Source organism: Pseudomonas sp. S1(2024) (genome assembly GCF_046557535.1).
In genome coordinates this window covers 43,694-70,482 of the sequence record NZ_JBKGFP010000020.1, presented here as the reverse complement: position 1 = coordinate 70,482, position 26,789 = coordinate 43,694, and the positions used below count along the sequence as shown (strand labels likewise).

Annotated in this window: 26 protein-coding genes; 13 read left to right on the top strand and 13 right to left on the bottom strand. The window is 63.9% G+C overall.

Annotated features, from left to right (window positions below; all coding sequences use genetic code 11):
* The 6 genes from ACLCGK_RS08695 to ACLCGK_RS08670 all read right to left on the bottom strand — a co-directional run bounded on the left by ACLCGK_RS08695 (position 1) and on the right by ACLCGK_RS08670 (position 10,349).
* Positions 1-1,065 (bottom strand): imelysin family protein, encoded by a 1,065-nt coding sequence (locus tag ACLCGK_RS08695; RefSeq protein ID WP_410951831.1) that lies wholly within the window; start codon positions 1,063-1,065, stop codon positions 1-3.
* Positions 1,066-1,085: 20 nt separating this feature from the next.
* Positions 1,086-2,513, bottom strand: coding sequence for a di-heme oxidoredictase family protein (locus tag ACLCGK_RS08690; RefSeq protein WP_410951830.1), 1,428 nt, complete (start codon positions 2,511-2,513; stop codon positions 1,086-1,088).
* Positions 2,514-2,790: 277 nt separating this feature from the next.
* A complete protein-coding gene (locus tag ACLCGK_RS08685; RefSeq protein WP_013974080.1) occupies positions 2,791-4,128 on the bottom strand; it encodes an imelysin family protein in 1,338 nt (445 codons plus the stop codon).
* 157 nt (positions 4,129-4,285) lie between these two features.
* The gene (locus ACLCGK_RS08680) at positions 4,286-6,340 is read right to left on the bottom strand and encodes a putative bifunctional diguanylate cyclase/phosphodiesterase (protein ID WP_410951829.1); all 2,055 of its coding nucleotides are present in this window, start codon (positions 6,338-6,340) and stop codon (positions 4,286-4,288) included.
* Positions 6,341-6,777: 437 nt separating this feature from the next.
* Positions 6,778-9,234, bottom strand: coding sequence for a membrane-bound PQQ-dependent dehydrogenase, glucose/quinate/shikimate family (locus ACLCGK_RS08675; protein WP_410951828.1), 2,457 nt, complete (start codon positions 9,232-9,234; stop codon positions 6,778-6,780).
* A 212-nt stretch (positions 9,235-9,446) separates the two neighbouring features.
* Positions 9,447-10,349 (bottom strand): GntR family transcriptional regulator, encoded by a 903-nt coding sequence (locus tag ACLCGK_RS08670; protein ID WP_015271681.1) that lies wholly within the window; start codon positions 10,347-10,349, stop codon positions 9,447-9,449.
* 92 nt (positions 10,350-10,441) lie between these two features.
* Here ACLCGK_RS08670 and ACLCGK_RS08665 point away from each other — a divergent pair, with 92 nt between their 5' ends.
* On the top strand, positions 10,442-11,191 hold the full coding sequence (locus ACLCGK_RS08665; RefSeq protein ID WP_410951827.1) for a hydroxypyruvate isomerase family protein: 750 nt from the start codon (positions 10,442-10,444) through the stop codon (positions 11,189-11,191).
* A gap of 115 nt (positions 11,192-11,306) precedes the next feature.
* On the opposite strand, the gene ACLCGK_RS08660 is transcribed toward ACLCGK_RS08665, so the two are convergent.
* Positions 11,307-11,903: a superoxide dismutase gene (locus tag ACLCGK_RS08660; RefSeq protein ID WP_013974076.1), complete on the bottom strand. Its 597-nt coding sequence runs from the start codon at positions 11,901-11,903 to the stop codon at positions 11,307-11,309.
* Between the two features lie 309 nt (positions 11,904-12,212).
* Entirely contained in the window at positions 12,213-12,812 is a 600-nt protein-coding gene (locus ACLCGK_RS08655; RefSeq protein ID WP_003258234.1) for a LysE/ArgO family amino acid transporter, read from the bottom strand.
* A 97-nt stretch (positions 12,813-12,909) separates the two neighbouring features.
* On the opposite strand from ACLCGK_RS08655, the gene ACLCGK_RS08650 reads away from it, so the two are divergent.
* The 3 genes from ACLCGK_RS08650 to ACLCGK_RS08640 all read left to right on the top strand — a co-directional run bounded on the left by ACLCGK_RS08650 (position 12,910) and on the right by ACLCGK_RS08640 (position 15,798).
* On the top strand, positions 12,910-13,800 hold the full coding sequence (locus ACLCGK_RS08650; RefSeq protein ID WP_013974075.1) for a LysR family transcriptional regulator ArgP: 891 nt from the start codon (positions 12,910-12,912) through the stop codon (positions 13,798-13,800).
* 45 nt (positions 13,801-13,845) lie between these two features.
* Positions 13,846-14,841: an NAD-dependent epimerase/dehydratase family protein gene (locus ACLCGK_RS08645; RefSeq protein ID WP_015271678.1), complete on the top strand. Its 996-nt coding sequence runs from the start codon at positions 13,846-13,848 to the stop codon at positions 14,839-14,841.
* A gap of 87 nt (positions 14,842-14,928) precedes the next feature.
* Complete coding sequence (locus ACLCGK_RS08640; protein WP_397460946.1) at positions 14,929-15,798, top strand: ATPase; 870 nt, start codon at positions 14,929-14,931, stop codon at positions 15,796-15,798.
* 108 nt (positions 15,799-15,906) lie between these two features.
* Here the strand turns inward: ACLCGK_RS08640 and ACLCGK_RS08635 are convergent, their stop codons facing one another.
* A complete protein-coding gene (locus tag ACLCGK_RS08635) occupies positions 15,907-16,956 on the bottom strand; it encodes an alkene reductase (protein ID WP_013974072.1) in 1,050 nt (349 codons plus the stop codon).
* A 17-nt stretch (positions 16,957-16,973) separates the two neighbouring features.
* Positions 16,974-17,276, bottom strand: coding sequence for an ArsR/SmtB family transcription factor (locus ACLCGK_RS08630; protein ID WP_003258229.1), 303 nt, complete (start codon positions 17,274-17,276; stop codon positions 16,974-16,976).
* Positions 17,277-17,426: 150 nt separating this feature from the next.
* Here ACLCGK_RS08630 and ACLCGK_RS08625 point away from each other — a divergent pair, with 150 nt between their 5' ends.
* A complete protein-coding gene (locus ACLCGK_RS08625) occupies positions 17,427-18,011 on the top strand; it encodes an ACP phosphodiesterase (protein ID WP_410951826.1) in 585 nt (194 codons plus the stop codon).
* A 122-nt stretch (positions 18,012-18,133) separates the two neighbouring features.
* Here the strand turns inward: ACLCGK_RS08625 and ACLCGK_RS08620 are convergent, their stop codons facing one another.
* Together ACLCGK_RS08620 and olsB are read right to left on the bottom strand one after the other, a co-directional pair.
* The gene (locus ACLCGK_RS08620) at positions 18,134-18,922 is read right to left on the bottom strand and encodes a lysophospholipid acyltransferase family protein (protein WP_410951825.1); all 789 of its coding nucleotides are present in this window, start codon (positions 18,920-18,922) and stop codon (positions 18,134-18,136) included.
* Complete coding sequence (olsB, locus tag ACLCGK_RS08615) at positions 18,922-19,677, bottom strand: L-ornithine N(alpha)-acyltransferase (protein WP_013974069.1); 756 nt, start codon at positions 19,675-19,677, stop codon at positions 18,922-18,924. The genes ACLCGK_RS08620 and olsB overlap by 1 nt, the downstream gene beginning before the upstream one ends.
* Positions 19,678-19,837: 160 nt before the next feature.
* On the opposite strand from olsB, the gene ACLCGK_RS08610 reads away from it, so the two are divergent.
* The 6 genes from ACLCGK_RS08610 (at position 19,838) to ACLCGK_RS08585 (ending at position 24,685) form a co-directional block, all read left to right on the top strand.
* Positions 19,838-20,725, top strand: a complete 888-nt coding sequence (locus ACLCGK_RS08610) for an acyl-CoA dehydrogenase (RefSeq protein ID WP_410951824.1) — start codon at positions 19,838-19,840, stop codon at positions 20,723-20,725.
* Between the two features lie 172 nt (positions 20,726-20,897).
* Complete coding sequence (locus ACLCGK_RS08605; protein ID WP_410951823.1) at positions 20,898-21,977, top strand: serine hydrolase domain-containing protein; 1,080 nt, start codon at positions 20,898-20,900, stop codon at positions 21,975-21,977.
* The gene (locus tag ACLCGK_RS08600) at positions 21,974-22,270 is read left to right on the top strand and encodes a hypothetical protein (RefSeq protein WP_013974066.1); all 297 of its coding nucleotides are present in this window, start codon (positions 21,974-21,976) and stop codon (positions 22,268-22,270) included. Before ACLCGK_RS08605 ends, ACLCGK_RS08600 begins: the two co-directional genes overlap by 4 nt.
* Before the next feature lie 44 nt (positions 22,271-22,314).
* On the top strand, positions 22,315-22,896 hold the full coding sequence (locus tag ACLCGK_RS08595) for a YceI family protein (RefSeq protein WP_013974065.1): 582 nt from the start codon (positions 22,315-22,317) through the stop codon (positions 22,894-22,896).
* Between the two features lies 1 nt (position 22,897).
* A complete protein-coding gene (locus ACLCGK_RS08590) occupies positions 22,898-24,055 on the top strand; it encodes a phospholipase D-like domain-containing protein (protein ID WP_015271668.1) in 1,158 nt (385 codons plus the stop codon).
* Positions 24,056-24,106: 51 nt separating this feature from the next.
* The gene (locus ACLCGK_RS08585; RefSeq protein ID WP_410951822.1) at positions 24,107-24,685 is read left to right on the top strand and encodes a DJ-1/PfpI family protein; all 579 of its coding nucleotides are present in this window, start codon (positions 24,107-24,109) and stop codon (positions 24,683-24,685) included.
* Between the two features lie 124 nt (positions 24,686-24,809).
* Here ACLCGK_RS08585 and ACLCGK_RS08580 read toward each other — a convergent pair whose 3' ends face one another.
* Complete coding sequence (locus ACLCGK_RS08580) at positions 24,810-25,208, bottom strand: nuclear transport factor 2 family protein (RefSeq protein WP_015271666.1); 399 nt, start codon at positions 25,206-25,208, stop codon at positions 24,810-24,812.
* Positions 25,209-25,323: 115 nt separating this feature from the next.
* Between ACLCGK_RS08580 and ACLCGK_RS08575 the strand changes: the two genes are divergently transcribed.
* On the top strand, positions 25,324-25,914 hold the full coding sequence (locus ACLCGK_RS08575) for a GNAT family N-acetyltransferase (protein ID WP_013974061.1): 591 nt from the start codon (positions 25,324-25,326) through the stop codon (positions 25,912-25,914).
* Complete coding sequence (locus ACLCGK_RS08570) at positions 25,911-26,783, top strand: carbon-nitrogen hydrolase family protein (protein WP_410951821.1); 873 nt, start codon at positions 25,911-25,913, stop codon at positions 26,781-26,783. The genes ACLCGK_RS08575 and ACLCGK_RS08570 overlap by 4 nt, the downstream gene beginning before the upstream one ends.
* Positions 26,784-26,789 lie beyond the last annotated feature (6 nt).

Genomic DNA, 26,789 nt, shown 5'->3' with positions numbered 1-26,789 from the left:
TCAGTCACCGTCGTTGGCATTGAAGCCCAGCTGGATGTTCAACGCCTTGGCCAGCTCGCCTTCGTGCAGGCGGTGGACGGCGTTGAGGCTGTCGTAGATCTGGTTCAGGGTTTGCTGGCCAGCGTCGTCGGCCAGCAGCTCGCCCAAGGTTTTCTGGTTGTCGGCCAGCAGCTTGAGCGAGGCAGCGTAGGCGGCGTCGATCTTGTCTGCCAGGGCTTTCTGATCGCTGGACAGCAAGCCGCGCAGGCCTTGGTTGTCGACCCCGACCCAGACCGCTTCGGCGGCCTTGAGGCTGGCCTCCAGGCTCTTGAGCGAGCTGTGGCTGCGCCAGGCTTCGGCCTGCAGTGGCTGTGGAATGCCCTTGCTCTGGCGGCCCATCGGCGCACCGAGCTTTTTCTTCAGGCTGTCCAGGGCGGTGACCTGGGCGCGCAGCAGGTCGGCGATGGCCTCGTGGGAGTCGGCGTAGCGCTGGTTGGGGAACTTGGTCATCTGCGAGAGCATGCCGTCGGTGCTGTTCCAGCCCTTGAGGATCTCTTCTGCCAGGGTTTTCTGGTGTTCACCGATGGCCACCAGCAACGGGCAGTAGCGGGCTTTCTGGTCGGCAGTGGCGATGTCCGGCTTGCTGTCGAACAGAATGTATTCGTAGGCCGACAGGCCACGCACCACCACGCTGGCCTTGCCCAAGGCCGCGGCATCGACCGGCTGGTCTGCGTTGACCAGCTGCTCGACCTGGCGGCCGACCAGGTTCTTCTTGTCGGGCCAGAACTGTACCTGCCAGGCGCGGTTGCCTTCGGCCAGCGGGCCGACCAGCAGCGGTTGCAGCTCGGCCCAGGCCTTTTGCGCGTTGAGGAAGTCGGCACGGGCCTTGTCCAGGGTTTCCTTGCCTTCGCAGTAGGCCAGGGCGCTGGCGGCCAGCGTGCGGTCGGCTTCGACCCAGCGGCTGTAGGTGGGCAGGATCACCTGCTTGGCGATGGCAGCGGAGGTCACGGCTTGCGGGTCCTGCGGCGAGCAGGCGCCGAGGGCGAGTGCGGCGAGGCTGGTGAACAACAGTTTGGGTCGGAACATGCCCGGCTCCTTTGCGCTTTTTAAAGTGAGTTCAGGAAAGCCAGCAACGCGGCACGCTGCTCGGCATTGAAAGTGAGTACGAAATTGCGTGCCGACTCGGCCTCGCCACCGTGCCAGAGCACGGCCTCGAGCAGGTTGCGGGCGCGGCCGTCGTGCAGGAACTGGCTGTGGCCACTGACCGTTTCGCTCAGGCCGATGCCCCACAGTGGCGGGGTGCGCCAGTCCTGGCCGTTGGCGGCGAATTCGGTGCGCTCGTCGGCCAGGCCCGGGCCCATGTCATGCAACAGCAGGTCGCTGTAAGGGCGGATCAACTGGTTGGCCAGCTCCGGCTCGGCGGCATTGGCGGCTGTGGTGAACTGCGGTGTATGGCAGCCCTGGCAGCCGGCCTGGTAGAACAGGTTCTTGCCCGCCAGCACCTGCGGCGAGCCCACGTCGCGTCGGGCCGGTACGGCCAGGTTGCGCGTGTAGAAGGTAACCAGGCGCAGGATGTTGTCGCTGACCTCCTTTTCGCCATCGGCACCGTCGCCGTTGGGCGCGGCCAGGCAGTCGGACTGCGCCTGGGTGCAGTCATCGTTGGGCTGCAGGGTGGTGGTCAGGCCCATGTCGCCGACAAAGGCATGCACGTTCTGCTGGTTGACGTTGGGCTGCCCGGCCTTCCAGCCGAAGCGGCCGACCACGGTTTTGCCCTGGGCGTCATCCCACACCCGGTTGGCCCGGCCGCGGATGCCGTCGCGGTTGCGGTCGTCGGGATCCTCGTTGGCCAGCAGGTCGGCCTCGGGGATGGCTTCGAGCAGGCCCAAGCCGATCATCGGCGGCGCCACCCGCGCCGAAAAGCGCGTGTCGGGGTGCATCACGCCATAGCCGAGCTGGGTGATCTGCAGGGCCGGCTTGCGCAGCTCGACCTGGTGGCCATCCTCGAACGACACCGTTTCGCTGGTGTAGCTGACCCGCACCTTGCCTTCCGGCGTCACGCCGGGGATGGCCATGTCCTGCAGCTGGGTGCCATAGACCGGCTCCGGCACCACGCCGAGACGTTCGACCACCTTGGCCAGGTAGGGCTGGTCGGGGATCGACAGGCGTACCAGCATCGATACGGCGTTGCTGTCGCCCGGCTCTGGCGGGTGGCCGCGGCCGTCGCGCACGTGGCAGTTCTGGCAGGCATTGGTATTGAACAGCGGCCCCAGGCCGTCACGTGCGGTGGTAGTGGACGGGGCGATCACCCAGGGGTTGCGGAAGAAACTGTTGCCTACGGCGAAATCCAGGCGCCGCTCGGGCGAGAGGTTGGCCGAGGGCAGGGAATAGGCATTGCGGTCAGTGCGCTGCACGGTGGCTTTGCCGCCCGACAACGCTTCGCCGGGCTCGGCCTGGGTGAAACGCGGGGCGTCATCGCAGGCGGCAAGGGCAAAGGCCAGCAGCAGGGGGGAGAGTCGGGACAGCGACAAGGACATCGAAAATCCTGGGCGTGAGCGAAAAACCGGCGTGCAAGCTTAGCAGGGTGAGGGAGTTTGAATAAGAGCAATTTGCAATTGCTGGATGAAATCGGTGTCAGTTGGCCATGGTTTGTGGTTGCCTGGTTGGGCCCTATCGCCGGCAAGCCAGCTCCCACAGGTACCCCACAGCCTCTGAGCCCAGTTGGGAACCTGTGGGAGCTGGCTTGCCGGCGATAGGGCCGGAAGCAAAAAAGGCGACCCGAAGGCCGCCTCTTTCAGAACCGCTACAGCAGGATCAGAACTCGTGATCCGCGGTATCCGGGTTCAGGTTGGCAATGCCCAGCTTGCCCGCGGCCTGCTCGATCGCACCGGTCTGCTTGACCAGGGAGGCGATGGCGTCACGCACGATCTGGTTGCCGGCTGCGTTGTCGGCAGCGATCAGCTGGTCGTAGTGCTCGCCCTTGAGCGCGTGGTCGACGATCACCTGGATCTTGGCTTCGGTGGCTTCCAGGTCGGCCTTGAGGGTGGCGTCGGCAGCCGGGTCTACCTTGGCCACCAGCGACGACAGGCTCGGGCCGGTCACCTTGCTGCCGTCCGGGCGGGTGTACTCGCCCAGATAGACGTTACGGATGCCCTTGGCATCGTAGAAGTGCGAGTAGTGGGTGTTGTCGCTGAAGCAGTCGTGCTCGTCTTCCGGCGAGTTGGCCTCCAGCGAAACCTTCATGCGCTCGCCAGCCAGTTCGCCCAGCGACAGGCTGCCCATGCCGAACAGCATCTTGCGCAGGCCGTCGTTGACCGACTCGGCTTCCAGCTTGGCGCGGTAGTTGTCGGCAACGTTCGGTGCCCAGTTGCCGACCATCTCTTCGAGGTCCTTGACCAGCAGGTCGGTGACCGCTTTCAGGTAGGCACGGCGGCGGTCGTTGTGGCCACCGGTGGCGCCTTTGCCTTCCAGGTAGTCCGACGCCGGACGGTTGCCCGCGCCCGGGCCGGTGCCGTTCAGGTCCTGGCCCCAGAGCAGGAACTCGATGGCGTGGTAGCCGGTGGCGACGTTGGCTTCAGAGCCGCCCAGTTCGTTCAGGCTGGCCAGCTTCTCGGGGGTGATGTCCTTGACGTCGATCTTCTCTTCGCCCACCTGGATCTCGGTGTTGGCGATGATGTTGGCGTTGGCCGCCGGGTTGCCCAGGGCGTGCTCATAGCTCTTGTCGACGTAGTCGATCAGGCCTTCGTCCAGCGGCCAGGCGTTCACCTGGCCTTCCCAGTCGTCGATGATGGTGTTGCCGAAGCGGAATACTTCGCTCTGCAGGTACGGTACGCGCGAGGCGACCCAGGCTTCCCTGGCTGCTTTCAGAGTTTCGTCGTTCGGCTTGGCCAGGAACGCGTCGACTGCGGTCTGCAGGGTCTTGGCGGTGCTCAGCGAGTCGCTGTACACGGCGTAGACCAGCTCAGCGTAATGCTTGACCACGGCTTTGCCGGCGGCTTCGTCGACAGCCCCGGGCGCTGCAGCGGTGGTGCTGGCGGCAGCAGGTGCCTGGGCTTGCGGCGCGGCGGCCTTGTCGTCCTTGCCTTCACCGCAACCGGCGAGAGCGATGGCAATGGCCAGCAGACTGGCGGAGGCCAGAGGCATTCGAATCATTATTGGTTTCCTGCGTCGTGTGGTTGGACCAAGGGGTGGACGGTGCGCCGTGGCACGCGAAACGACAACATCATGCGAAAGATTTGCATTTGCTGTAAAGGGGGCGGGCATGCAATTCGTGTAAATGCCGGTCACGGGCTGTAATCGGGCAGGCGGCTCAGAACATCGAAACCTGGTTTCGCTGTGCCTGCTTGAGGAAGTTGGTCAGCTCACGGGCCGACAGCGGCTTGCTGTAGTGGTAGCCCTGGCCCTCGTGGCAGCCCTGGGCGACGATGTAGGTTTCCTGTTCGGCGGTTTCCACGCCTTCGGCGATTACCTGCATCCCCAGGCTCTTGCCCAGCTGGATGATGGCGCGGACGATGGTGGCGTCGTCATCGTCGTCCAGCAGGTCCTGGACGAAGCTCTTGTCGATCTTGATCTTGTCCAGCGGCAGCGATTTCAGGTAGCTGAGCGACGAGTAGCCGGTGCCGAAGTCGTCGATGGCAATCAGTGCTCCGGAGCGGCGCAGGCTCAGCAGGTGCTGGGCGGCGGTGCTGATGTCTTCCATCAGGCCGGTCTCGGTGACTTCCAGTTCCAGGCTGCGTGGTGGCAGGCGGTAAGCCTGCAGCAGGTTGTTGACCACCCGCGGCAGCTCGTTGTGGTGCAGCTGTACGGTGGACAGGTTGACCGCCATGCGCAGGTCGCTGAAGCCCATGTCGTGCCATTCGCGCAATTGCCGGCAGGCCTGGTCGAGCACCCATTCGCCGATGCCGATGATGCTGTCGTTCTGTTCGGCCAGGGGGATGAACTGGTCCGGGGGCACCATGCCCAGCTCCGGATGTTGCCAGCGCAGCAGTGCTTCGACACCGACCACGCGGTGGTCGCGGTAGCTGATCTGTGGCTGATACACCAGGTACAGCTGGTTGCGTGGCAGGGCTTCGCGCAGGTCCTTTTCCAGTTCGCGACGGCGGCGCATCTCGCTGTCGACGCTGGCGATGTAGAACTGGTAGCGGTTGCGCGAACGGGCCTTGGCCAAGGTCATGGTCTGTTCGGCTTTCTGCAGCAGCTTCTCGGTGCTGTCGCCGTCTTCCGGGAACAGGGTGATGCCGATGGTGGCGCGCAGGCGGATCTGCTGGTGGTGGTCGAGGTCGAACGGCACTTCCAGGTCGTCGAGGATACTCTGCGCCAGTTCGGCGGCCTCGTAGGGCTGCTCGATATTGGCCTGCACCAGGGCGAACTGGTCACCGCCCAGGCGTGCCAGGGCGCCCAGTCGGCCGCTGTGGGCGCGCAGGCGGTCGGCCAGGGCCAGCAGCAACTGGTCGCCGACCTGGTAGCTGAACTGCTCGTTGATGCCCTTGAAGTCGTCCAGGCCTACGCATAACACCGCCACGCGGTGTTGCAGGCGGCCACCGTCGACGAGGATCTTGTCCAGTTGCTGCTGCAGTTGCTGACGGTTGGGCAGGCCGGTGAGGAAGTCATACTGGGCCATGCGTTGCAGGCTGTTTTCCGCCTCGTGACGCAGGTGGGTGTTGCGCTCGATCGAGGCCAGCAGCTGGTTGGCGGTATTTACCCACAGGCCCAGCTCGTTCTTCTCGTGGCCCTTGAGCAGCGGCAGCTGGTGCTGGCTTGGGCGGTCGGGGTTGATCTGGGTGAGGTGCTCGATGATCTTCGACAGCGGTTTGGTCAGCAGCCAGTGGTAGACCAGGTACAGTACCAGGCCCATGGCCAGGGCCCGCAGCACACCGGAGATGAAGATGATCACAGCGTTGATCAGGAAGTCTTCGCCGTAGGACGAGGTGTCGAGGGTGATGCTCAGGTCGCCGTAGTATTCGCTGTAGGGGCCGCGGCCGACCAGTTGCGTGCTGTAGGTACGTTCCTGGCCGAGGATCAGGTCGGTCAGCCAGCGCATGGACATGTCCTGCAGCGGGCGGGACTTTTCTGCGAGCATGGTTTCGTTGGGGTGGCCAATGGAGGCCATGCGTACCGATTCGTCCTGGAACAGGCCTTCCATCACCTGCATGCCCATTTCGCGGTCGAGGCTATATACCGCCTGGGTCGAGGGGTCGCGGAACATGTCGAGGATGCGTTGGGCATCGCTGTTCACGGCTTGGCGGATCTTGTAGGTGTCGTAGACGATTTGCGCACAGCTGAGCACGACACCGACCGCTAGCGCCGACAGCAGCACGACCCTGAGCAACTTGACCGACAAGCTGTTCCGCAATTCCAGCTTCAATGGGGGTTTCCTTAATCCATGCGCATGGCATCATTTTGCCATCAACGATGACGATACACTATCGGCCGACCATCAGAAGTGTATCGGTTGCCTGACCCCGCAACTTGAATGCGCTGTAACGATCTTCCAGAGGTTTGATGTTAGCGTGGTATGCGGGCTGAGCAAGCGTTTTGCGGGTGGGGCGTGGATGAAAACCGTGTCGACCGCTTCGCGGGCAAGCCCGCCCCCTCAGGTATGGCACATTCCTCCAAATAGAGTAGCGCCTGTGGGGCGGGTCTGATTTGCACGCCGCTGGAGAAGCGGACGGGTCCCTGCGATGAACGGCAACTACCACCCGACGGCGCACGGCGCGCCATCGGCTGTCGATGATTGGTTGAATGCGGGTATGGCGGCGCCTGGCCTTCAGTGCCGACCAGCGCCTTTAGGCAGCGCGCGCGCTATTTTTCCGGCAGCGCCCAGGCAATGATGCTGTCACCCAGCTTGGTCGGAATCCGGTCATGCCCGCCAACCACGGCAACCACGTACTGGCGTCCTTGGCTGATGTAGGTGAGGGGCGAAGCCTGATTGCCGGCCGGTAGGCGCTCTTCCCACAGCAATTCACCACTTTCGCTGTTGTAGGCGCGCATGAAACGGTCGATGGCAGCGCCAATGAAGGTCACGCCTCCTGCTGTAGCTACGCCAGTGGCGTCGCTCGGAGTGCCGATTTCGAAGCGCAGTTTCGAGGCGATGCCCAAGGGTCCACTGTCATAGCCGGTGCCGAACGGGCGGCTCCAGCGCACTTCACGTGTGCGCAGGTCGATAGCGGAGATGAACCCCCAGGGTGGTGCGATGCACGGCTGTTCCAGCGCTGACATCCATGGGTCCTTGATTGCCCCGAACGGCAGACCGGCCTGGACGCGGAACCCCTGGTTATTGCCCGGCGACTCCTGGAACGACTTGGCATTGATCGCATCGAGCTGTTCGCGTGGAACCAGCCCCTGCATGTACGGCAACCGCTGGTTATTGATGATCAGCAGGCCTCGCTGCAGGTCCACCATCACTCCGCCCCAGTTCAGGCCGCCGTGATGGCCGGGAAAGATCAGGCTTTGCTGGCCGACTACCGGCGGTGTAAAGATCCCTTCGTAACGCGCCTGGCGAAACTCGATGCGGCATTGCAACTGATCGAACGGCGTCAGGCCCCAGGCGTCGGCTTCGTTCAGCACTTCCGGTCTTTTCGATGGGCGGCCCATGGTGCTCGGCATGCTTGGTGACAGCGGCTGCGTCGCCGCGGTGTAGTCTCCAGGGGCAGTGCCCTGCGGGACGGCAGCCTGCACCACGTCGACCAGCGGTTCGCCGGTGGCGCGGTCGAGGACGAACAACTGGCCCGATTTGGTCGCTTGAATGACGGCCGGGCGTGGGCCGCTGCTCGTGGGGAAATCGATCAGCGCCGGTTGTGGGCTCAGGTCGTAGTCCCAGAGGTCGTGATGGACGGTCTGGAAATGCCATTTGACCTTGCCGGTGAGCGCATCCAGGGCCACCAGTGAAGAGCTGAACTTGTCTTCCTGTTCGGTACGGGTACCGCCATAGAAGTCGCCTGCAGCATTGCCGGTGGTGATGTAGACCAGCCCCAGTTCGTCGTCGGCGGAAATCGGCGCCCATGAGTTGGGCGTGCTGAGCGTATAGGTTTCATCGGCGTCGGCAGGCGCAGTGCTGTCGGGGCGACCGAGGTCCCAGGCCCACTTCTGTTTGCCGCTGACTGCGTCGTAGGCGCGAACCACACCTGATGGCGCCGGGCGCACATCCGAGTCAAGCACGCGGCCACCGGTAATGACCACACCGCGGATTACCAGTGGTGCAGAAGTGATGCCGGTGGAGCCTTTGCGGAACGTGCCCAGGCCGTCCTTGAGGTCGGCAAAGCCTGCCGTGCCGAAATCTGGGCAGGCCTGCCCGGTGAGTGCATCAACTGCACCCAGGCGGATGTCGTTGGTGCCCCAGATGATGCGTTTGGCGCATAGGCCACTGGCATTGGGTACTTCGTAGTACGAGACACCACGGCAATAGGCACCACCGTTGGCGAAATAGTCCGGGTCGACTTTCGAGTCGTAGCGCCAGTTCTCTTTGCCGGTAGTGGCGCTCAACGAAATGATGATTTGCTTGGGCGTGCAGGTATACAGCGAGTCGCCAACCTTGATTGGCGTGGCCTCGTTCAGATACTTGGTTTTTTCGCCAGGCTGTTTCACATCGCCATGATGATACTCCCAGGCCTTGACCAGGCCGGAAACGTTGCTTGGGGTAATCTGCGCCGCAGCGGAATAGTGGTTGCCGAGGTTGGAGCCGGCATAGGCGGTCCAGCTGGTCTTGTCGTGGGACGCGGCGACATTGGCGTCCGGTGAGGTCACGGTACTGCGGCTGAAGGGTTGCTGTGTATGCGCGGTGATAGCGGGCGAGTCGGCCAGGTGAACGGTGTTGGGGAAGAACAGCGGTGTCAGGATGGTGGCCGCCATCAGCAGCGGCAGCCCCCCCATGATGCTGAAATACAGTGCCTTGTTGACTTTGGCAAAGTCGCGCCGGACAAGAGGCCAGAAGGCCAGAAAGATCACACTGAGAAGTACCAGCCATGCCAGACGTGGGATATAGGCCCAGCCGTTGTAGCCGGATTCCCAGATTGCCCAGCCGTAGGTGGCCAGGGATGCTGCACCGTAGAGATAGATGCCGAGCGACTTCTTCAGGCCCATGAGTGCGGCTGACAGCAGCAATGCGGTACCCATCATTGCGTAGTAAGGCGAGCCGCCGGCACTGACCAGCGTGCTTCCCTGGCAGGCCAGCGTCAGGCCAAGCAGGGCCAGCAGAATCGTGTACACCCCGAACAGCAGGCTGGAGACCCCCGTCCCGTTAGCCAACGTTCCTTGTTTCATTGCAATCATCCCTGTGTGATTCGGTGCCACAGTGCGTCCGAGCGGCGCGCATAATTGCTTATTCTTACAATGAAATACAATAAGTGGCGCGAAATTTACTCCTGGCGCTGAATCTCAGGGCGGTTTTGTATCTTGCGTAAAAAGAAGGCAATGTCTAAGCTGCCTTCCCTGATCTGAACGCGCGGGTAATGAAAGGAAGGCGGGGGAAGGGGTTACGCCTGCTGGCTTTCCAGCAAGGCATCCTGACGGGTCTTGAGCCGGCCGACTTCGTCCAGATGTTTCCAGAGAAACTGAGCGGCTTCTTCACGCCGACCGGACTCGATCAAGTCGAGCAGGTGCAGGTGCTCCAGGCATTGCGTCATCAGGCGACTGCGGTCGACGTTGGCTTTGTAGCTCATGAAGCGTCTGAGCTGGTTTTGCCGACGTATGGCATCTATGAAGAAGAGATTGCCCGAGCACTGCACGATCATTTCGTGAAACTGGGCGCCAATTTCGAACAGTTGGGCACGTGACAGCTGGTGAATTTCGCCGTCGAGCATGGCCTGCTGTTGCTCCCGGGCTTTGGCAAATGCGGCCTGGTTGACCTTGTAGCCTGGTTCGCGCAGTGCGGCCGGCTCGATGGCCATGCGGAAGCGGTAGCTCTGGATGTGGGTCTGGGCGTTGTGTACGAATTCGTTAAGGCTCCAGCCTTGCCCGGGCTTGCGCTCGACCATGGCTTCGCTGGCCAGCCGGTTGAGGACCTTGAGCAGTTGCCCGCGGGGCACGGAGTAGCGTCGCAGTAATTGGGCCTCAAAGAATTCGGCAGGGACTTCCCCGCTGAGGATGTCGTCCACCACGCGCAGGTAGAAGTCTTCGAATGGGTCGCAGGTGGGCGGTACAGTGGTTTCCTGGATCTGCCCGGCGTCCTGTTTCAGAAAGTAGCCGCGATTGGGCTCCTGCACCGCGATGTTCCACTCGGCGAGCAGGGCAAATACCCTGCGAATGGGGGAGCGGGAGACATCGAAGGCTTGGGCGAAGGTCTGCTCGCGCAATGGCTCGCCGGCCTTCATCGACCGGGCGCGGATCATCTCGATGACGCGAGGGGCCAACTGCAGGGCGAGATCTTTCTTTATCACAGGCTGTATTCCGAATGGTTATCTTCAGTCGATCCAGCAGATTCGGGTCGGACTGGGGCAGGAAAATACCACACACGGATGGATCTATACGCATGCTCAAATTCAATGCTCATCTCGGCTTCCAGTTCAATGAACTGCCTTTTCTGCAGCGTATCGAAGCCGCTGCCGCCGCCGGATTTCGCGCGGTGGAATTCCCGTCACCCTATGAATTCGACGCGAGTTTGTTGGCTGATCAACTGGCGCAATATGGGTTGCCATTGGTCCAGTTCGCTGCGCCGGCTGGCGTTTCCAAGGGTATTGCCGCGGTGGCGGGCAAGGAGCCCGAGTTCCGTGACGGGTTACGCCAGGCCGTCAGCTATGCCCGCGCACTGGCGTGTGCGGACGTGCACCTGATGTCCGGGGTAACCCACGAGGATGGCGCCGACAAGGTGTACGCGAGCAACCTGGACTATGCCGTGAAGTATTTTGAAGACCAGGGGCTGCGGCCATTGATCGAGGTGATCTGCACGCAGGCAATGCCGGGGTATTACATGTCCGACTTCGGCAAGGCGCAGCGGGTGCTGGAGGCGCATCCCGGTATGGGGCTGATCCTTGATCTTTATCATGCACAGTTGCTGACCGGAAATGCTGCCGATGTGTTGGCGCAGTTCTTTGAACGGACGGTGCATGTGCAGGTGGCCGACTGTCCGGGGCGGCATCAGCCGGGAACGGGACAGATGGATGTTGCGGGGTTGTTGGCGGCGCTGGAGCAGCGCGGGTATGCGGGGTGGGTTGGATGTGAGTATCGGCCTACGGGTGCCACCGTAGATAGCCTTGGCTGGCTTGATCGGTACGCTTCCTGAAAACAGGGCGTTCTGGCCCCTCGCATGCCCCGAAAAATCCGATACCAGGGGACTGGCATCGGATTTTCGAAGAGCCCCGGCGTGGCACCGGGGTTCTGTCTCAAGGCTGGATGACTCAGGCCTTGAAGGTCTTGCCTTCGAACTGTTCGGCAACGAAGGCCCAGTTGACCAGGTTCCAGAACGCCTCGACGTACTTCGGACGCAGGTTGCGGTAGTCGATGTAGTAGGCGTGTTCCCAGACGTCGCAGGTCAGCAGCGGGGTGTCGCCGCTGGTCAGCGGGCAGCCGGCGCCGATGGTGCTGGCCAGGGCCAGGGAACCGTCAGCCTTCTTCACCAGCCAGCCCCAGCCGGAACCGAAGGTGCCAACCGAAGTCTTGGTGAACTCTTCCTTGAACTTGTCGAAGGAACCGAAAGCGGCGTTGATGGCGTCAGCCAGGGCACCGGTCGGCTGGCCACCGGCGTTTGGTGCCAGGCAGTTCCAGTAGAAGGTGTGGTTCCAGACTTGAGCGGCGTTGTTGAAGATGCCGCCCGAAGAGCTCTTGACGATCTCTTCCAGGGTCTTGCCTTCGAATTCGGTGCCTGGGACCAGGTTGTTCAGGTTCACGACATAGGTGTTGTGGTGTTTGTCGTGGTGATACTCCAGGGTTTCCTTGGAGATGTGCGGCTGCAGGGCATCGTGGGCGTACGGCAGCGGCGGCAATTCAAAAGCCATGGTGGATCTCCTGATTCAGGTCTGTTTGCGGTTTGCGCAAGGCCGATCACGGGCGGCCCGATGAGCGTCGGCGAGTTTGTACTCTTTGCGACGCAAGGGCTGGATCATAGCACCGGGCCCGGCGCATAACCACGCAACAAAGATAGGGAATAGAGGTTCCAGAGCGGTTGGGCTGTGCCGACCAGTGGCGTCAGCTATTGCCTGCAAGGGCCTCGCCGCCGACAAGCCAGCTCCCACAGGGAGATCACCGCCCTCAGGCCTGGTGACATCTCTGTGGGAGCTGGCTTGCCGGCGATAGGGCCCTTGATGTCAGTTGAAGATCAACTGCGCCGCCACCGCGAACATCATCACCGCCACCATCAGGTCGAGCATGCGCCAGGTCGCCGGCCGGGCCAGCCACGGCGCCAGCCAGGCCGCACCGATCGCCAAGGTCGAGAACCACAGCAGCGAGGCGCTAGCAGCGCCGGCCACATAGGCGCCAGGCGCAGCCTGCTGGGCGCCCAGCGAGCCGATCAGCAGCACCGTGTCGAGGTACACGTGCGGGTTCAGCAGGGTCACCGCCAGGGCACTGAGCAACACCGCGCGGCGTGAGCGCGCACCCTGGCCTTGCTGGTGCTGCAGGCTCTGCCTGGAGCAGGCGCTGCGCAAAGCCTTGGCGCCGTACCAGATCAGGAACACCGCGCCGCCCCAGCGGGCGATCGCCAGCAAGGTCGGGTTGTGCGCCAGCACGGTGGCCAGGCCGAACACTCCGGCAGCCACCAGGATGGCGTCACAGACGATGCACAGTGCCGCCACCGGCAAATGATGCTCGCGGCGCAAGCTCTGGGCGAGGACGAAAGCGTTCTGTGCACCGATGGCCATGATCAGGCCGAAGGCCACGAGCATGCCGTTGAGATAGCTTTGCCACATGGCGCGCTCTCCAAAGCGTCTAAAAGATGCTGGCCATTGTGATGAACCACGCTGTATAAGAAAAACAAATAGAGCTGATCCGTCATTAGGAAAATCGATGTTCGACTACAAGCTGCTGGCCGCCCTCGCCGCCGTGATCGAGCAGGGTGGTTTCGAACGCGCGGCGCAGGTGCTGGGCTTGTCGCAGTCGGCCATTTCCCAGCGCATCAAGCTGCTCGAGGCGCGGGTCGGTCAGCCGGTGCTGGTGCGTGCCACACCGCCAAGCCCGACCGAAGTCGGCCGCCAGTTGCTCAACCATGTGCAGCAGGTGCGCCTGCTCGAACGCGACCTGCAGCGCCAGGTGCCGGCACTGGACGAGGAGGGCATGCCGGAGCGCCTGCGCATTGCTCTCAATGCCGACAGCCTGGCCACCTGGTGGGCCGGGGCAGTGGGCACTTTCTGCGCGCAGCAGAATGTGCTGACCGACCTGGTGGTGGAAGACCAGGAAGTGGGTCTGAAGCGTATGCGTGCGGGCGAAGTTGCGGCCTGCCTGTGTGGCAGCGAGCGGCCGGTGGCCGGCGCGCGCAGCCTGCCGCTGGGCGCCATGCGCTACCGGGCGCTGGCCAGCCCCGGGTTCATGGCGCGGCATTTTCCGCAGGGCTTCGCTGCCAGCCGCCTGGCCCGTACCCCGGCGATCGTTTACGGCCCGGACGACTTCCTGCAACACCGCTACCTGGCATCGCTGGGCATCGAGGATGGCTTCCTGCACCACTTGTGCCCGTCGTCCGAAGGCTTCCTGCGCATGACCGAAGCCGGCCTGGGGTGGGGCCTGGTGCCCGAACTGCAGGCCCGCGAGCAACTGGCCAGCGGCCAGCTGGTGGAAATCTGCAGTGATACCCCCATCGATGTGCCGCTGTACTGGCATCATTGGCGCAATGGCGGGCAACTGCTCGCGCAACTGACCGACCACCTGCGGCACACCGCACGGCAATGGCTGGTGCCCTTGTAGCCACGGCTGGCGTCAGTTGCATCTGAAATCTAGACGGAGTCTTACATGCGAATTCTGGTCACCGGCGCGAGTGGCTTCATTGGCGGGCGCTTTGCGCGCTTTGCCCTGGAGCAGGGCCTGGACGTGCGGGTCAGCGGCCGTCGAGCCGAAGGGGTCGAGCACCTGGTCAAGCGCGGCGCCCAGTTCATCCCCGGCGACCTGGGGGATGCCGAGCTGGCCCGCCGCCTGTGCCAGGGCGTCGAGGCGGTAGTGCACTGCGCTGGCGCAGTGGGCAACTGGGGGCGCTACCAGGACTTCTATCAAGGCAATGTGGTGGTCACCGAAAACGTGGTCGAGGGCTGCTTGAAGGAGCACGTACGGCGGCTGGTACACCTGTCGTCGCCGTCGATCTACTTCAATGGCCGCTCGCGCCTGGACATCCGTGAAGACCAGGTGCCGCGCCGCTTCCACGACCACTACGGGCAGACCAAGTACATGGCTGAGCAGAAAGTGTTCGGTGCCCAGGAGTTCGGCCTCGAGGTGCTGGCGCTGCGCCCACGCTTCGTCACCGGCGCTGGCGATGCCAGTATCTTCCCGCGGCTGATGCAGATGCAGCGCAAGGGGCGCGTGGCGATCATCGGCAATGGCCTGAACAAAGTCGATTTCACCAGCGTGCACAATCTTAACGAAGCGCTGCTCAGTGCCCTGTTCGCCGATGACCGGGCGCTGGGCCAAGCCTATAACATCAGCAACGGCCAGCCGCTGCCGCTGTGGGATGTGGTCAACTACGTGATGCGCCAGATGCAGCTGCCGCAGGTTACCCGTTACCGTTCCTACGGCCTGGCCTACAGCCTGGCCGCGCTGAACGAGGCGGCCTGCATGTTGTGGCCGGGACGCCCGCAACCGACCCTGTCGCGCCTGGGGATGCAGGTGATGAGCCGCGATTTCACCCTGGATATCAGCCGCGCCCGACAGTACCTGGACTACCAGCCCAAGGTCAGCCTGTGGACGGCATTGGATGAATTCTGTGCCTGGTGGAAGCACCAGCCGCCGGGGCAGTAAAGCCGGCCGGCCGACAATGGTCATCAACGCGCCGCGCTGGCGGTTTATACTCGTGCCTCTTTGCGACTACCGCGGTTGAATGTATCCATGCGTAACCATGCTCACGATGACTACGATGACGTGCCTAGCCTGCGGGCGGGCACCCATGACGATGACGAACTGATGCCGGCGCACGTGGTGCGCAGCCGCCAGAAGGCCGCTCGCGGTGCCAGCACGGCGCCGCTGTGGGCATTGCTCGGGGCCTCGTTCATCGCCTTGGCGGGCCTTGGCTGGTGGAGCTTCCAGCAGATCTCGCTGATGGAGCAGCAACTGGTGGCGACCCAGGAAAGCTTCGCTCGCATCAGCGAAGAGGCTGCCGGGCGCCTGCAGGCGATCAGCGGCAAGGTGGCGGCCAGCGAATCCGGCGCGACTACCAACAGCGAGGCGTTGAAGCTGCAGTTGCGCCAGTTGCAGAAGGGTGTGGCCGGGCAGACCGGCGACCTGGGCAAGCGCCTGGAGCAGGTACTGGCTGATACCCGTGAACAGCAGAAGGTCGTGACCCAACTGCAAACCCAGTTGCAGGCGCAGTTGAAGGCGGTGAATGGCGAGCTGGCCGCGTTGCGCTCGGGCCAGGTCGATGGTGGCAAGCTGGATACCCAGTTCAAGGGCCTGAACGAACAGGTTGCTGCGCTGAAGGCCGCACAGGTGGATGGCGCCAAGCTGGATGCGCAGCTCAAGAGCCTGGGCAGCGAGGTTGCTGCGCTGAAGAAGCAGGGTAACCCGAGCGCGGCCATCCAGGACCTGGAGCAGGACATCCTGGTGCTCAAGAGCCAGATCGACAACCGCCCGGCCGCGGCGGCGTCCAGTGGTGCTTCGGTGCAGGAATTCGACGCCTTCCGGGCGCAGACGACACGCAACCTGAATACCTTGCAGAGCCAGATCCAGAACCTGCAGCAGCAGATCAATGCCCGGCCGTGAGATCATCTGGGCCTTCTTCGCGGGCACGCCCGCTCCCACAGGGTCAGCACAATCTTCAAGCTTGTCGCTGTACTTGTGGGAGCGGGCGTGCCCGCGAATGGCCTTGAATCACAACCGCGGATAGTCGATGTACCCCACCGGCCCCTTGCCATAGAAAGTCTCTGGCCGCGCCTCGTTCAACGGCGCATCCGCCGCCAGCCGCGCCGGCAGGTCAGGGTTGGCGATGAACGGCACGCCAAACGCCACTGCGTCGGCCTTGCCATTGGCCAGGGCTGCATTGGCACTGGCCTTGTCAAAGCGCTCGTTGACGATGTACGGGCCGCCGAACGCTTCCTTGATCAGCGGGCCGATACTGTCATCGGCTTCCTTTTCCCGCGAGCAGATGAAGGCAATACCACGCTTGCCCAGCTCACGGGCCACGTAGGTAAAGGTTTCGGCACGGTCGGCATCGCCCATGTCATGGGCATCGGCCCGCGGCGCCAGGTGCACGCCCACGCGGTTTGCGCCCCACACCTCAATGGCCGCATCGGTCACTTCCAGCAGCAGCCGCGCACGGTTTTCCAGTGAACCGCCGTAGCGGTCGGTGCGCTGGTTGGTGCTGCTCTGCAGGAACTGGTCGAGCAGGTAGCCGTTGGCGCCGTGGATTTCCACGCCATCGAAACCGGCAGCCTTGGCATTCTCGGCACCGCTGCGGTAGGCCTCGACGATGTCGATGATTTCTTCGGTTTCCAGCGCACGTGGGGTGGGGTAGTCACTGAGCGGGCGCACCAGGCTTACATGGCCTTTGGGCTGGATCGCGCTGGGGGCCACCGGCAGCTCGCCGTTCAGGTAGCTGGGGTGGGAGATGCGGCCAACATGCCACAGCTGCAGGAAGATGCGCCCGCCGGCGGCATGCACGGCCTTGGTCACGTTGTTCCAGCCACGCACCTGTTCGTCGTTCCAGATACCAGGGGTATCCGGGTAGCCGACGCCCATGGCGCTGACCGAGGTCGCCTCGCTGAGGATCAGCCCGGCGCTGGCGCGCTGCACGTAATACTCGGCCATCAGCGCGTTGGGCACGCGGCCTTCGTCGGCCCGGCAGCGGGTGAGCGGGGCCATGATGATGCGGTTGGGCAGTTGCAGGTCGCCCAGGGTGATCGGATCGAAAAGCGTGGTCATTACGGTTACCTGCCTGTTCAGAGTGCTTGGCGCAGTTGTTCGAGAAACGCCTGGATGGTGGCTTCGTTGCGTTTGAAGAAATGCCATTGGCCGATCTTCTGGCTGCTGATCAGCCCGGCGCGCTGCAAGGTGGCCAGGTGGGCGGAGACGGTCGACTGCGACAGGCCGCAGCGTTGGTCGATCTGCCCGGCACACACACCGTTCTCGGTGCTGTGGTACTGATCGGGGAATTGCGTTGCCGGGTCCTTCAGCCAGCTGAGGATTTCTCGCCTGACCGGGTGGGCCAGCGCTTTTATGATTTCGTCGAGATCGAGAGGCATGGGTTGAGGCTCGTTGTAGCGGTATATCGCGATAGGACGAAATGTAAATCGTGTTTTCCCGATATACAAATATGAAGAGGTTCTGAGCTGAGCACGAATCGCTATATCGCGTTATAACGATATATGGGCCGGCGGTGCTAGACTGCGCTCATGAACTACCTCGCACACCTGCACCTTGGCGGCCCGGCGCCGCAACAACTGCTTGGCAGCCTGTATGGCGACTTCGTCAAAGGCTCGCTGGAAGGGCGCTTCCCGCCAGCGCTGGAGGCGGCCATCCGGCTGCACCGGCATATCGATAGCTACACCGACCAGCACCCGTTGGTGTTGGCGGCTCTTGCGCGTTTTCCGCGGGAGCGGCGGCGCTTTGCCGGCATCGTTCTGGATGTGTTTTTCGACCATTGCCTGGCCCGGCATTGGCAGGATTATGCCGAGCAGCCGCTGGAGCAGTTCACCGGGGACTTTTATCGGGTATTGCTTGCGGAGGCCGAGTTGCCGGGGCGGCTGGCGCGGATAGCGCCGTTCATGGCGGCGGATGACTGGCTGGGGGCGTATGGCGATTTTGCCACGCTGGAGCAGGTGTTCAACGGTATTGCGCGGCGCTTGTCGAGGCCGGAGGGCATGGTTGGGGTGATGGGGGAGCTGGAGCGGCTGTATGAGCCATTGCTGGCGGACTTCAGGGAGTTTTATCCACAGTTGCAGGCGTTTGCAGCGGCTGGCCGGTTGTCTGGCAGTTAGTCCTGCGCAGGCCTCTTCGCGGGCTTGCCCACTCCCACAGGTTGGCGCAGTTCTCAAGATATGCGCGGTCCCTGTGGGAGCAGGCAAGCCCGCGAAGAGGCCGGTACTGGCAGTGCAAGAGTTCAGGCAGCCCGCGCCTGCCGCCGTGGCGCCAGCTCAACTTCCTCAACCCCGAACAACGCCAGGTGAATCGCCTGCTGCGCCTGCAACGCCAGCACCGCTCGCTCCTTGCCCACGCTGCCGATCGGCTGCAGCAGGTGAATGCATACCTCGCCCCGCGGCAGGGCAAACAGGCGCATCAGGTGCGACACCAGGTCATCGTCACCAATAAACGGTGCAATCGGGTCGATCTGGCCATCGCGCAGGTACTGGATGGCGACCGGCTGCACCGCCACGCCACGGTCGATGGCACCTGCCAGCAGGCGACCATGGAAGGTGCGCAGGGTACGGCCACTGGTGGTGGTGCCCTCCGGGAAGATCAGTAGCGGCCGGGAAAGACCCAGTTGCCTGGCGATCTGCTCACGCAGGCGCTGGCTGTCGCCCCCGCCACGGCGGATGAACAAGGTGCCGGCCTTTTCCGCCAGCCAGCCGGCCACCGGCCAGTGCCGCACTTCGGCCTTGGACAGGAACGACAGCGGCAGCAGCATGCCAAGCAACGGGATATCGGTCCAGGACACGTGGTTGCTGACCCACAGCATTGGCCGGTGGGGCAGCTCTCCGATCACCCGCACATCGAAGGGCAGGGCCGCGACCAGGCGCTTCATGAACAGGCAGGTCCAGCGCTGGCGGCGCTCGATGGGCGTCTTGAACCCCAGGCGTTCGCCCAGGGCGATCACGCTGGCCATCAGCATGCCCAGCAGCAGTACCAGCAGCAGTCGAGTCAGGCGGGCCATTACCCGCAGCTTCGGCATCAGACCGCTGCCTTGAAGTGGCGGGCGTAGCGTGGGCACAGTTCGTCGCGCTTGAGCAGGATGAACACGTCGGCCACCTGGAAGTCTTCGTCCCAGCACGGCTCGCCGCAGATCTTCGCGCCCAGGCGCATGTACGCCTTGAGCAGCGGTGGCATCTCGGCGATGACGTTGTTCGGCAGTGCCAGGTTGGGCAATGGGTTCTTCGGCTCGGCGCGCAGGTGCTCGGTGCACAGGTAGCGGTCACGCAGGCGCTGCATCACCGCATGGGCCTGTACCCCGCCATCCTGCATGGGGATGCTGGCGCAGCCCATCAGGTAGCTGTAGCGGCCTTCGTTGAGCACTTCGGCCAGTTCGCCCCAGAGCACGGCGATGGTGCCGCCGTTGCGGTAGTCGGGAGCTACGCAGGTTCGGCCCAGCTCCAGGATCGGGCCCTGCAGCTGCAACAGGCCATGCAGGCTGAATTCTTCTTCGCTATAGAAGCGGCCCAGGCTGCTGGCGGCCTGATGGTCGAGCAGGCGGGTGGTGGCAACCAGCTCGCCGGTGCTCAGGTCGCGTACGCCAATGTGGCGGCAGTGCACGTCGTAGTCGTCCATGTCCAGGCCTTGCTCGGCTCCTTTGAGCTTGGCCTTGAATTCGGCGCTGAACACTTTGTAGCGCAGGGCCTGGGCTTCCTGCAGGGCCGTGGCGCCAACCAGGCGTTCGGCTTGCAGACGGCGTTCGGTGCTGTTGTCGCCAGCGTGAGCGATCCGAGTCATTACGAGTCTCCATAAGCCAGCCATGAAGGGTTGCGGCCGGTCGGCTTTGTTGTGCAAAGTCAGCCTAGGTAGATGGGGTGTCACCCCTGTGAATCTTTGGTGATGCTTGCGTGACACCCCCTGAGCCACAACTGAAAGCCCTTCAGCAAGGAGCCGACCGATGGCCTGGTTGCAACGACTCAACGACCCGCTTCGCCAAGCGCTGGCGGGCACTCTGGGCGAAACCTATGCCGCGCTGCTCGAGCGCCTTGGCCCTGTTGCCCCGTTCGAACTGGCGGTGCTCGGTGGGCGCGCGATGGCCACCCCCGGCCTGGCCTTCCTGGTCGGCTACCAGGCCGCCTTGCGCGTGCTGTGGCCCAGTGCTCCACCCAGCCTCGGCGCCCTGTGCGCCACCGAACGGCGCAGCGTGCGGCCGGCTGACATGCGCACGCGCCTGGACGGCTTGCGGCTGACCGGTAGCAAGGACTTCGTCACTGCCGGCCTGGAGGCGGAATGGCTGCTGGTGGCGGCGCGCTGCGAGGCGACGGGCGCGGCGCCGCAGTTGAACCTGGCGGTGGTCTACCCCGGGGAGCCAGGTGTGACGCTGGAAGCGCTGCCGACGCTGCCGCTGATGCCGGAGGTAGGCCATGGGCGACTGGTGCTGGAGCACGCGGCGTGCGAGTTGTTGGCCGGTGATGGTTGGGATGCCTATGTGAAGCCGTTCCGTTCGCTGGAGGACTTGTATGTGCTTACGGCGTTGACCGCCTGGTTATATGGCGTGGGGCAGGAGTGCGCCTGGCCGCAGGCCCTGCGCCTGCAGCTGCTTGGGCTGCTGGCCGGGTGTGCCGAGGGTAGTCGGCAGTGTGCCGATAGCGTTGGCTGCCATTTGTTGCTGGGAGGATTGTTTGCACAGTTCCAGGCGCTGCGAGGGGAGATCGATGCCACGTTGGCGGCGGGGCCGGCGCAGTGGTCGCAGATCTGGCAGCGTGACCAGGGGGTGATGGCGCTGGCGGCGGCGGCGCGGGAGAAGCGGCTGAACAAGGCTTGGGCTGCTGCGGGATTGTCATGAATGCCTGATAGGTTTGTGTGATCCGATGAATCCTGGGGCCGCTGCGCAGCCCTATCGCGACACAAGGCCGCTCCTACAGGGGAACGCGCCAAGTTCAGGCTGACGCTGTACCTGTAGGAGCGGCCTTGTGTCGCGATAGGGCTGCGCAGCGGCCCCAATAACGGCGATCACGATGAAGGTACTGTTGATCATCCTGATAATGGTTGCGGGTTGTGCCCGGGCCGAAGACTGGCCTGAACCCGACTGGCCAATCGACAACACCCCCCTCGACTGGCAAGCCGTCGACGCCTACGCCTTCCCCGCACGCACCACCCCCGAACGCAGCGGCATCCGCACCGACGCCCTGCTGATCATCCGCGACGGCCGCATCCTCCACGAACGCTACGCCGCCCCCAGCACTGCCGCCACCGCCCACCTGACCTGGTCGATCAGCAAGAGCGTACTCGCCACGCTATTGGGCGTAGCCCAGGGCGAAGGCCGCTTCCAGCTGCAGGACCCGGTGACCCGTTTCTACCCGGCCATGCACGCCCATCCCGGCGTGCGCATGGCCGATCTGCTGCATTGGGCCAGTGGCCTGGACTGGCAGGAAGACTACGAGTACGCCCCGCTCAAGTCCTCGGTGGTGGCCATGCTGTATACCCGTGGCCGCGAGGACATGGCGGCCTACACGGCGGCGCGGGAAGCGGTGGCCAGCCCGGGCCAGCGGTTTCTCTATTCCAGTGGCGACAGCAACCTGCTGGCCGCCGCGTTGCGCGGCATGCTCGATGCCGGTCAGTACCCCGACTACCCCTGGCATGCGCTGTTCACTCCGTTGGGGATCGACAGCGCGGTATGGGAGCGGGACCGCGCGGGTACCTATGTGGGTTCGTCCTACCTGTACCTCAGCGCTCGCGACCTGGCGCGCATCGGCCTGCTGATGCAGCGCGACGGGCGCTGGCAGGATCGGCAATTGCTGCCCAAGCCCTGGGTGGCTTTCAACCGCACGCCGTTTGCCGAAGCCGAAGCACTGCCCGGCGAGGCCAACCCCGGTGGCCACTGGTGGCTCAACCAGCCGCTGCCCGGCGCAGCACGGCCTTGGCCGAGTGCCCCCGCAGACACCTATGCCGCCCTTGGCCACTGGGGCCAGGCGCTGTACGTGCTGCCCGCGCAAAAGCTGGTGATCGTGCGTTACGCCGATGACCGCGACGGCAGCTACCAGCACGATGAACTGCTCAAGCGGATACTCGCGGCGCTGGCTGGGGAGGGGGCATGAAGCGGGTGCTGCTGGTGGTGTTGCTGGGGGTGGTCTACTGGGCCTGGCATGAGCGCCAGGCCCTGGCGGACTTCCCCGGTATCCTTTCGGCCTACTCGGCCAAGGAATATTGCTCGTGCCGCTTCGTCATGGGGTTCGAGCCGGCGTATTGCCAAGGCTACGTGAAGCAATGGCTACCGCTGAGCCTGCTGGAGGAAGACAGCCAGCAGCGGCAGGTCACCGCCGAAGGCCTGGGCCGTCGCAACCAGGCTGCCTGGCAAGGCCCGCGCGAGGGCTGCCGCTTGCTGCCGTGAAGGCGGGCGGGTAAGGTTGGCGGCCTGGTTTCACGAGATCTGTCATGTTCAAGCTGCCCCGCCTGCTGCCCGCTTTGTTGCTGGCTTTTTGCCTGCCCGCCCACGCCAACTGGCACCTCGATGGCGAGTCTTCGCGCCTTTCGTTCATTACCGGCAAGAACGGTAACACCGCCGAAGTGCATCGCTTTCTGGTGCTGCATGGCACGGTCGACCGCAAGGGAGTGGCCGGGTTGAGCATCGAGATGGACTCGGTGAGCAGCGGTATTCCGCTGCGTGATGAACGCATGCGCGAGGACCTGTTCGAGGTCGAGCGCTTTGCCGAAGCCAAGGTGCAGGCGCAACTGGACCTACGGCCGATCAACGACCTGGCCAACGGTGCCCAGATCGAACTACGCCTGCCATTGACCGTGACGCTGCATGGCCAGTCCCACAGCTACAACGCCCTGCTGCTGGCCACCCGCCTGGACGAGCGACGCTTCCAGGTGGTGACCCTGGAGCCCCTGGTGCTGCGCGCCGAGGATTTCGGCCTGCTGCCGGGGCTGCAACGCCTGCGCAAGTTCGCCGGGCTCAAGTCCATCAACCCGTCGGTGCCGGTTAGCGCGGTGCTGATCTTCACCGCCCGCTGACATGCCGGGGCCGGTCTTTCCCTGGCGGGATGGCAACCAGTTCGAACTGCTGATCGACGGCCCCGAGTTTTTTCCGCGCATGCTCCTGGCGATCATGCGCGCCGAATTCCAGGTCGACCTGGAACTGTACCTGGTTGAGGCCGGTGACTGCGCGGATGCGGTGGTCGAAGCGCTGGAGCAGGCTGCCCGACGTGGCGTGCGGGTGCGCTGCCTGTTCGACGACTATGGCTCGCTGGCCTTCAACAGCAAGTTGCGTCAGCGCCTGCTGGACGCAGGTGTGTACCTGCGCTGGTACAACCGCCTGCGCTGGAAGCGTGGCTTGCGCAACCTGTACCGCGATCACCGCAAGTTGCTGCTGGTGGACGAACGCTGGGCAGTGGTGGGCGGCACGGGCGTCACCGACGAGTTCTGGACGCCGGGCGAGGCGACCAGTGAATGGCACGAGGTGATGGTGCAGATGCAGGGGCCGGTGGTAAGCGACTGGCAGCTACTGTTCGACCGCCAGTGGCACGCCAACAACCGTCGCACAGCCTGGCGCCCCGCCGAGGGCTTTGGCCTGCCGCGCCTGCCCAAGGTGCCTGCACAGGGGCAGGGCATGGGCCGGGTAGCCTATGCCGACGCCCGCCAGCACCAGGACATCCTGCATTCGCTGGTGCGCGCGATCAACAGCGGCAAGCAGCGAGTGTGGCTGGCCACGCCTTACTTCCTGCCGACCTGGAGCGTGCGTCGGTCGCTGCGCCGGGCTGCCGGCAAGGGGGTCGATGTGCGGCTGCTGCTGACCGGGCCGCGCACCGATCACCCATCGGTACGTTACGCCGGGCACCGCTATTACCCGCGTCTGCTGCGCGCCGGGGTGCGTATCTACGAGTACCAGCCGTGTTTCCTGCACCTGAAGATGGTGTTGATCGACGATTGGGTCAGTATCGGCTCATGCAACTTCGATCACTGGAACCTGCGCTTCAACCTCGAGGCCAATATCGAGGCACTCGACCCGCCGCTGACGGCTGCCGTGCAGGCCAGTTTCGAGCGTGATTTCGCCTTGAGCGAGGTGGTCGACCTGGGCCACTGGAATGCCCGGCCGCTGTGGCGCCGGGTGAAGCAGCGGTTGTGGGGGTGGCTGGACCGGTTGGTGGTCAACTTGCTCGACCGTCGCGACTGAGACCAGCTATCGTGCAGTGATTGGCTCAAGGCAATCGAAGGAGTGGGTGCGATGACGGCAAAGAAAATTCTCATGTTGGTCGGTGACTACGTCGAAGATTACGAAGTCATGGTGCCGTTCCAGGCGCTGAGCATGGTCGGGCACACGGTGCATGCGGTATGCCCGGAAAAGGTCGCGGGGCAGACCGTGCGTACCGCGATTCATGATTTCGAGGGCGAACAGACCTACAGCGAAAAGCCGGGGCACAACTTTGCCCTGAACTACGATTTCGTGCGGGTGCGTGCCGAGGGTTACGACGCGTTGCTGATCCCGGGTGGACGTGCACCGGAGTACCTGCGCCTGGATGAGCGGGTGCTGGAGCTGGTGCGGGCGTTCGACCAGGCCGGCAAGCCGATCGCGGCGGTTTGCCATGGTGCCCAGTTGCTGGCGGCGGCCGGCGTGCTGGAAGGGCGCGAATGCAGTGCGTACCCGGCGTGCGCCCCGGAAGTGCGCTTGGCGGGCGGGACATTCATCGATATCGCGGTGGACCAGGCGCATGTGGACGGCAACCTGGTGACGGCACCGGCATGGCCGGCGCATCCGGCGTGGCTGTCGGCATTCCTCAAGGTGCTTGGTACCCGTATTGCCTGATACGGCCTTATCGCCGGCAAGCCAGCTCCCACAGGTTTAGCGAAGGTTTCAAGACCTGTGGAGTACCTGTGGGAGCTGGCTTGCCGGCGATGAGGCCAGTGCAGGCAACACAGCTCAACCAGGCTTAACCCACCTGCTCAACCCAGTCATTGAGGTTGTAGTAGTTGGTCACCCGGGCAATCTTTCCGCAGTGGATATAGAAGAACGCTCCTGCCGGCAGCACATAGGTTTGCCCGTTGGCCGCCGGCAACCCTTCGTCATCGGCCAGATATTCCCCATGCACGGTGAACTCCGCCGCCGCGCGGCTGCCGTCGGCGTTCTGCATCACCACGATATCGGCCAGGCGCTCGCGGTAGCAGCGGTTCATCTTGTCCATGAACGCTGCAAACCGGGCCTTGCCCATCTGCCGCTCGCCCTGATTGATGTCGTGGATCACATCCTCGCTGAGCAGGGCGAGAAAGGCCGGCATGTCGCCCGCATTGAAGGCGGCGTAGTAAGCATTTACCAGTTCGGTAGCGGTCATGGAACAATACCTGTCGTGGAGGGAAAAGGCGGGTCGTCGCTCCGGATGATAGGGTTTCCCCTCAAGCCCGGCTTAGCCGAGCGCGTCATCCACATCGACAAAACGACCGCCAAGCATGGAAATACGCCTGTTGCACGGCGCCGCTATCGCGCCTTACATCGATGACCTCGCTCGCCTGCGCCTTACCGTGTTTCGCGAGTTTCCCTACCTTTATGACGGCACCCCGGAGTACGAGGCCGACTACCTGGCCACTTATGCCCGCTCCGGTCGCAGCCTGGTGGTGCTGGCGCTGGACGACGGCAAGGTGGTCGGCGCCTCCACCGGCCTGCCGCTGGTGGATGTCGCCCCCGAGTTCCAGCAGCCGTTCCTGGCCCAGGGGCGCGACCCGGCCAGCGTGTATTACTTCGGTGAATCGGTGGTACTGCCCGAGTACCGTGGCCAGGGCCTGGGGGTGCGCTTTTTCATCGAGCGCGAGTCCTACGCACACAAGCTGGCCGAGTTCGACTATTGCGCGTTCTGTGCGGTCGAGCGGCCAGGTGTGCATCCGCGGCGGCCTGCGGACTACAAGCCGTTGCATGGCTTCTGGCGTAACCGCGGCTTCCTGCACGACCCGTCGCTGCGCACCAGCTACGCCTGGCGCGACCTGGACGAGCAGGAAAGCTCCGACAAGCTGATGTCGTTCTGGCTCAAGGAACTGCCGATATGATCCGCCTGGCGGCCTGCCAGTACGCCATCGAGCTGCATGAAACCTGGGAGGCCTACGCCGATCATCTGCAAGCCCTGTGCGCCGGGGCGGTGGACGCGGGGGCCCGCTTGCTGCTGTTGCCGGAGTACGCCGGCCTGGTGCTCAGCGGGCAACTGAGTGCCGAGCAGCGGGGTGACCTGAAGGCTTCCATCGCCGGTATCCAGCCGCTGATCGAACCCTGGAGGGCCTTGTGCGAGAGCCTTGCCCGGCGCTGGGGTATCTACCTGCAACCGGGTAGCGTACCGGTGCTGGACAGCGATGGGCGCTACCGCAACCGTGCCTGGCTGTTCGGCCCCCAAGGTGTGCTGGGGTACCAGGACAAACTGATGATGACCCGTTTCGAGCGGGAGCAGTGGGACATAGCCGCGGGCCAGGGGCTGCAGGTGTTCGACACCGAACTGGGGCGCCTGGGGATCCTGATCTGCTACGACAACGAATTCCCGATGCTGGCGCGGCGCCTGGCGGAGGGTGGTGCCGACCTGATCCTGGCGCCGAGCTGTACCGACACCGAGGCGGGTTACCACCGGGTGCGCATCGGTGCCCAGGCGCGGGCGCTGGAGAACCAGATTGCGGTGTTGCAGAGCCCCACGGTCGGGCTGGCGCCCTGGTCGCCGGCGCTGGACGAGAATATCGGCCGGGCAGGGCTGTTCGTGCCGCCGGATCATGGGATGCCGGGGGATGGGGTGGTGGCCTTGAGTGAAGAATCGAGCCCTGCCACTAGTCAGTGGCTGGTCTGTGAGGTGGACCTTGAGGAAGTACGGCGGGTGAGGCGGGAAGGGCAGGTGTTTACCCGCAGGGACTGGCCGGAGCAGTTTGACAGAGTCCTGTGAAAACAG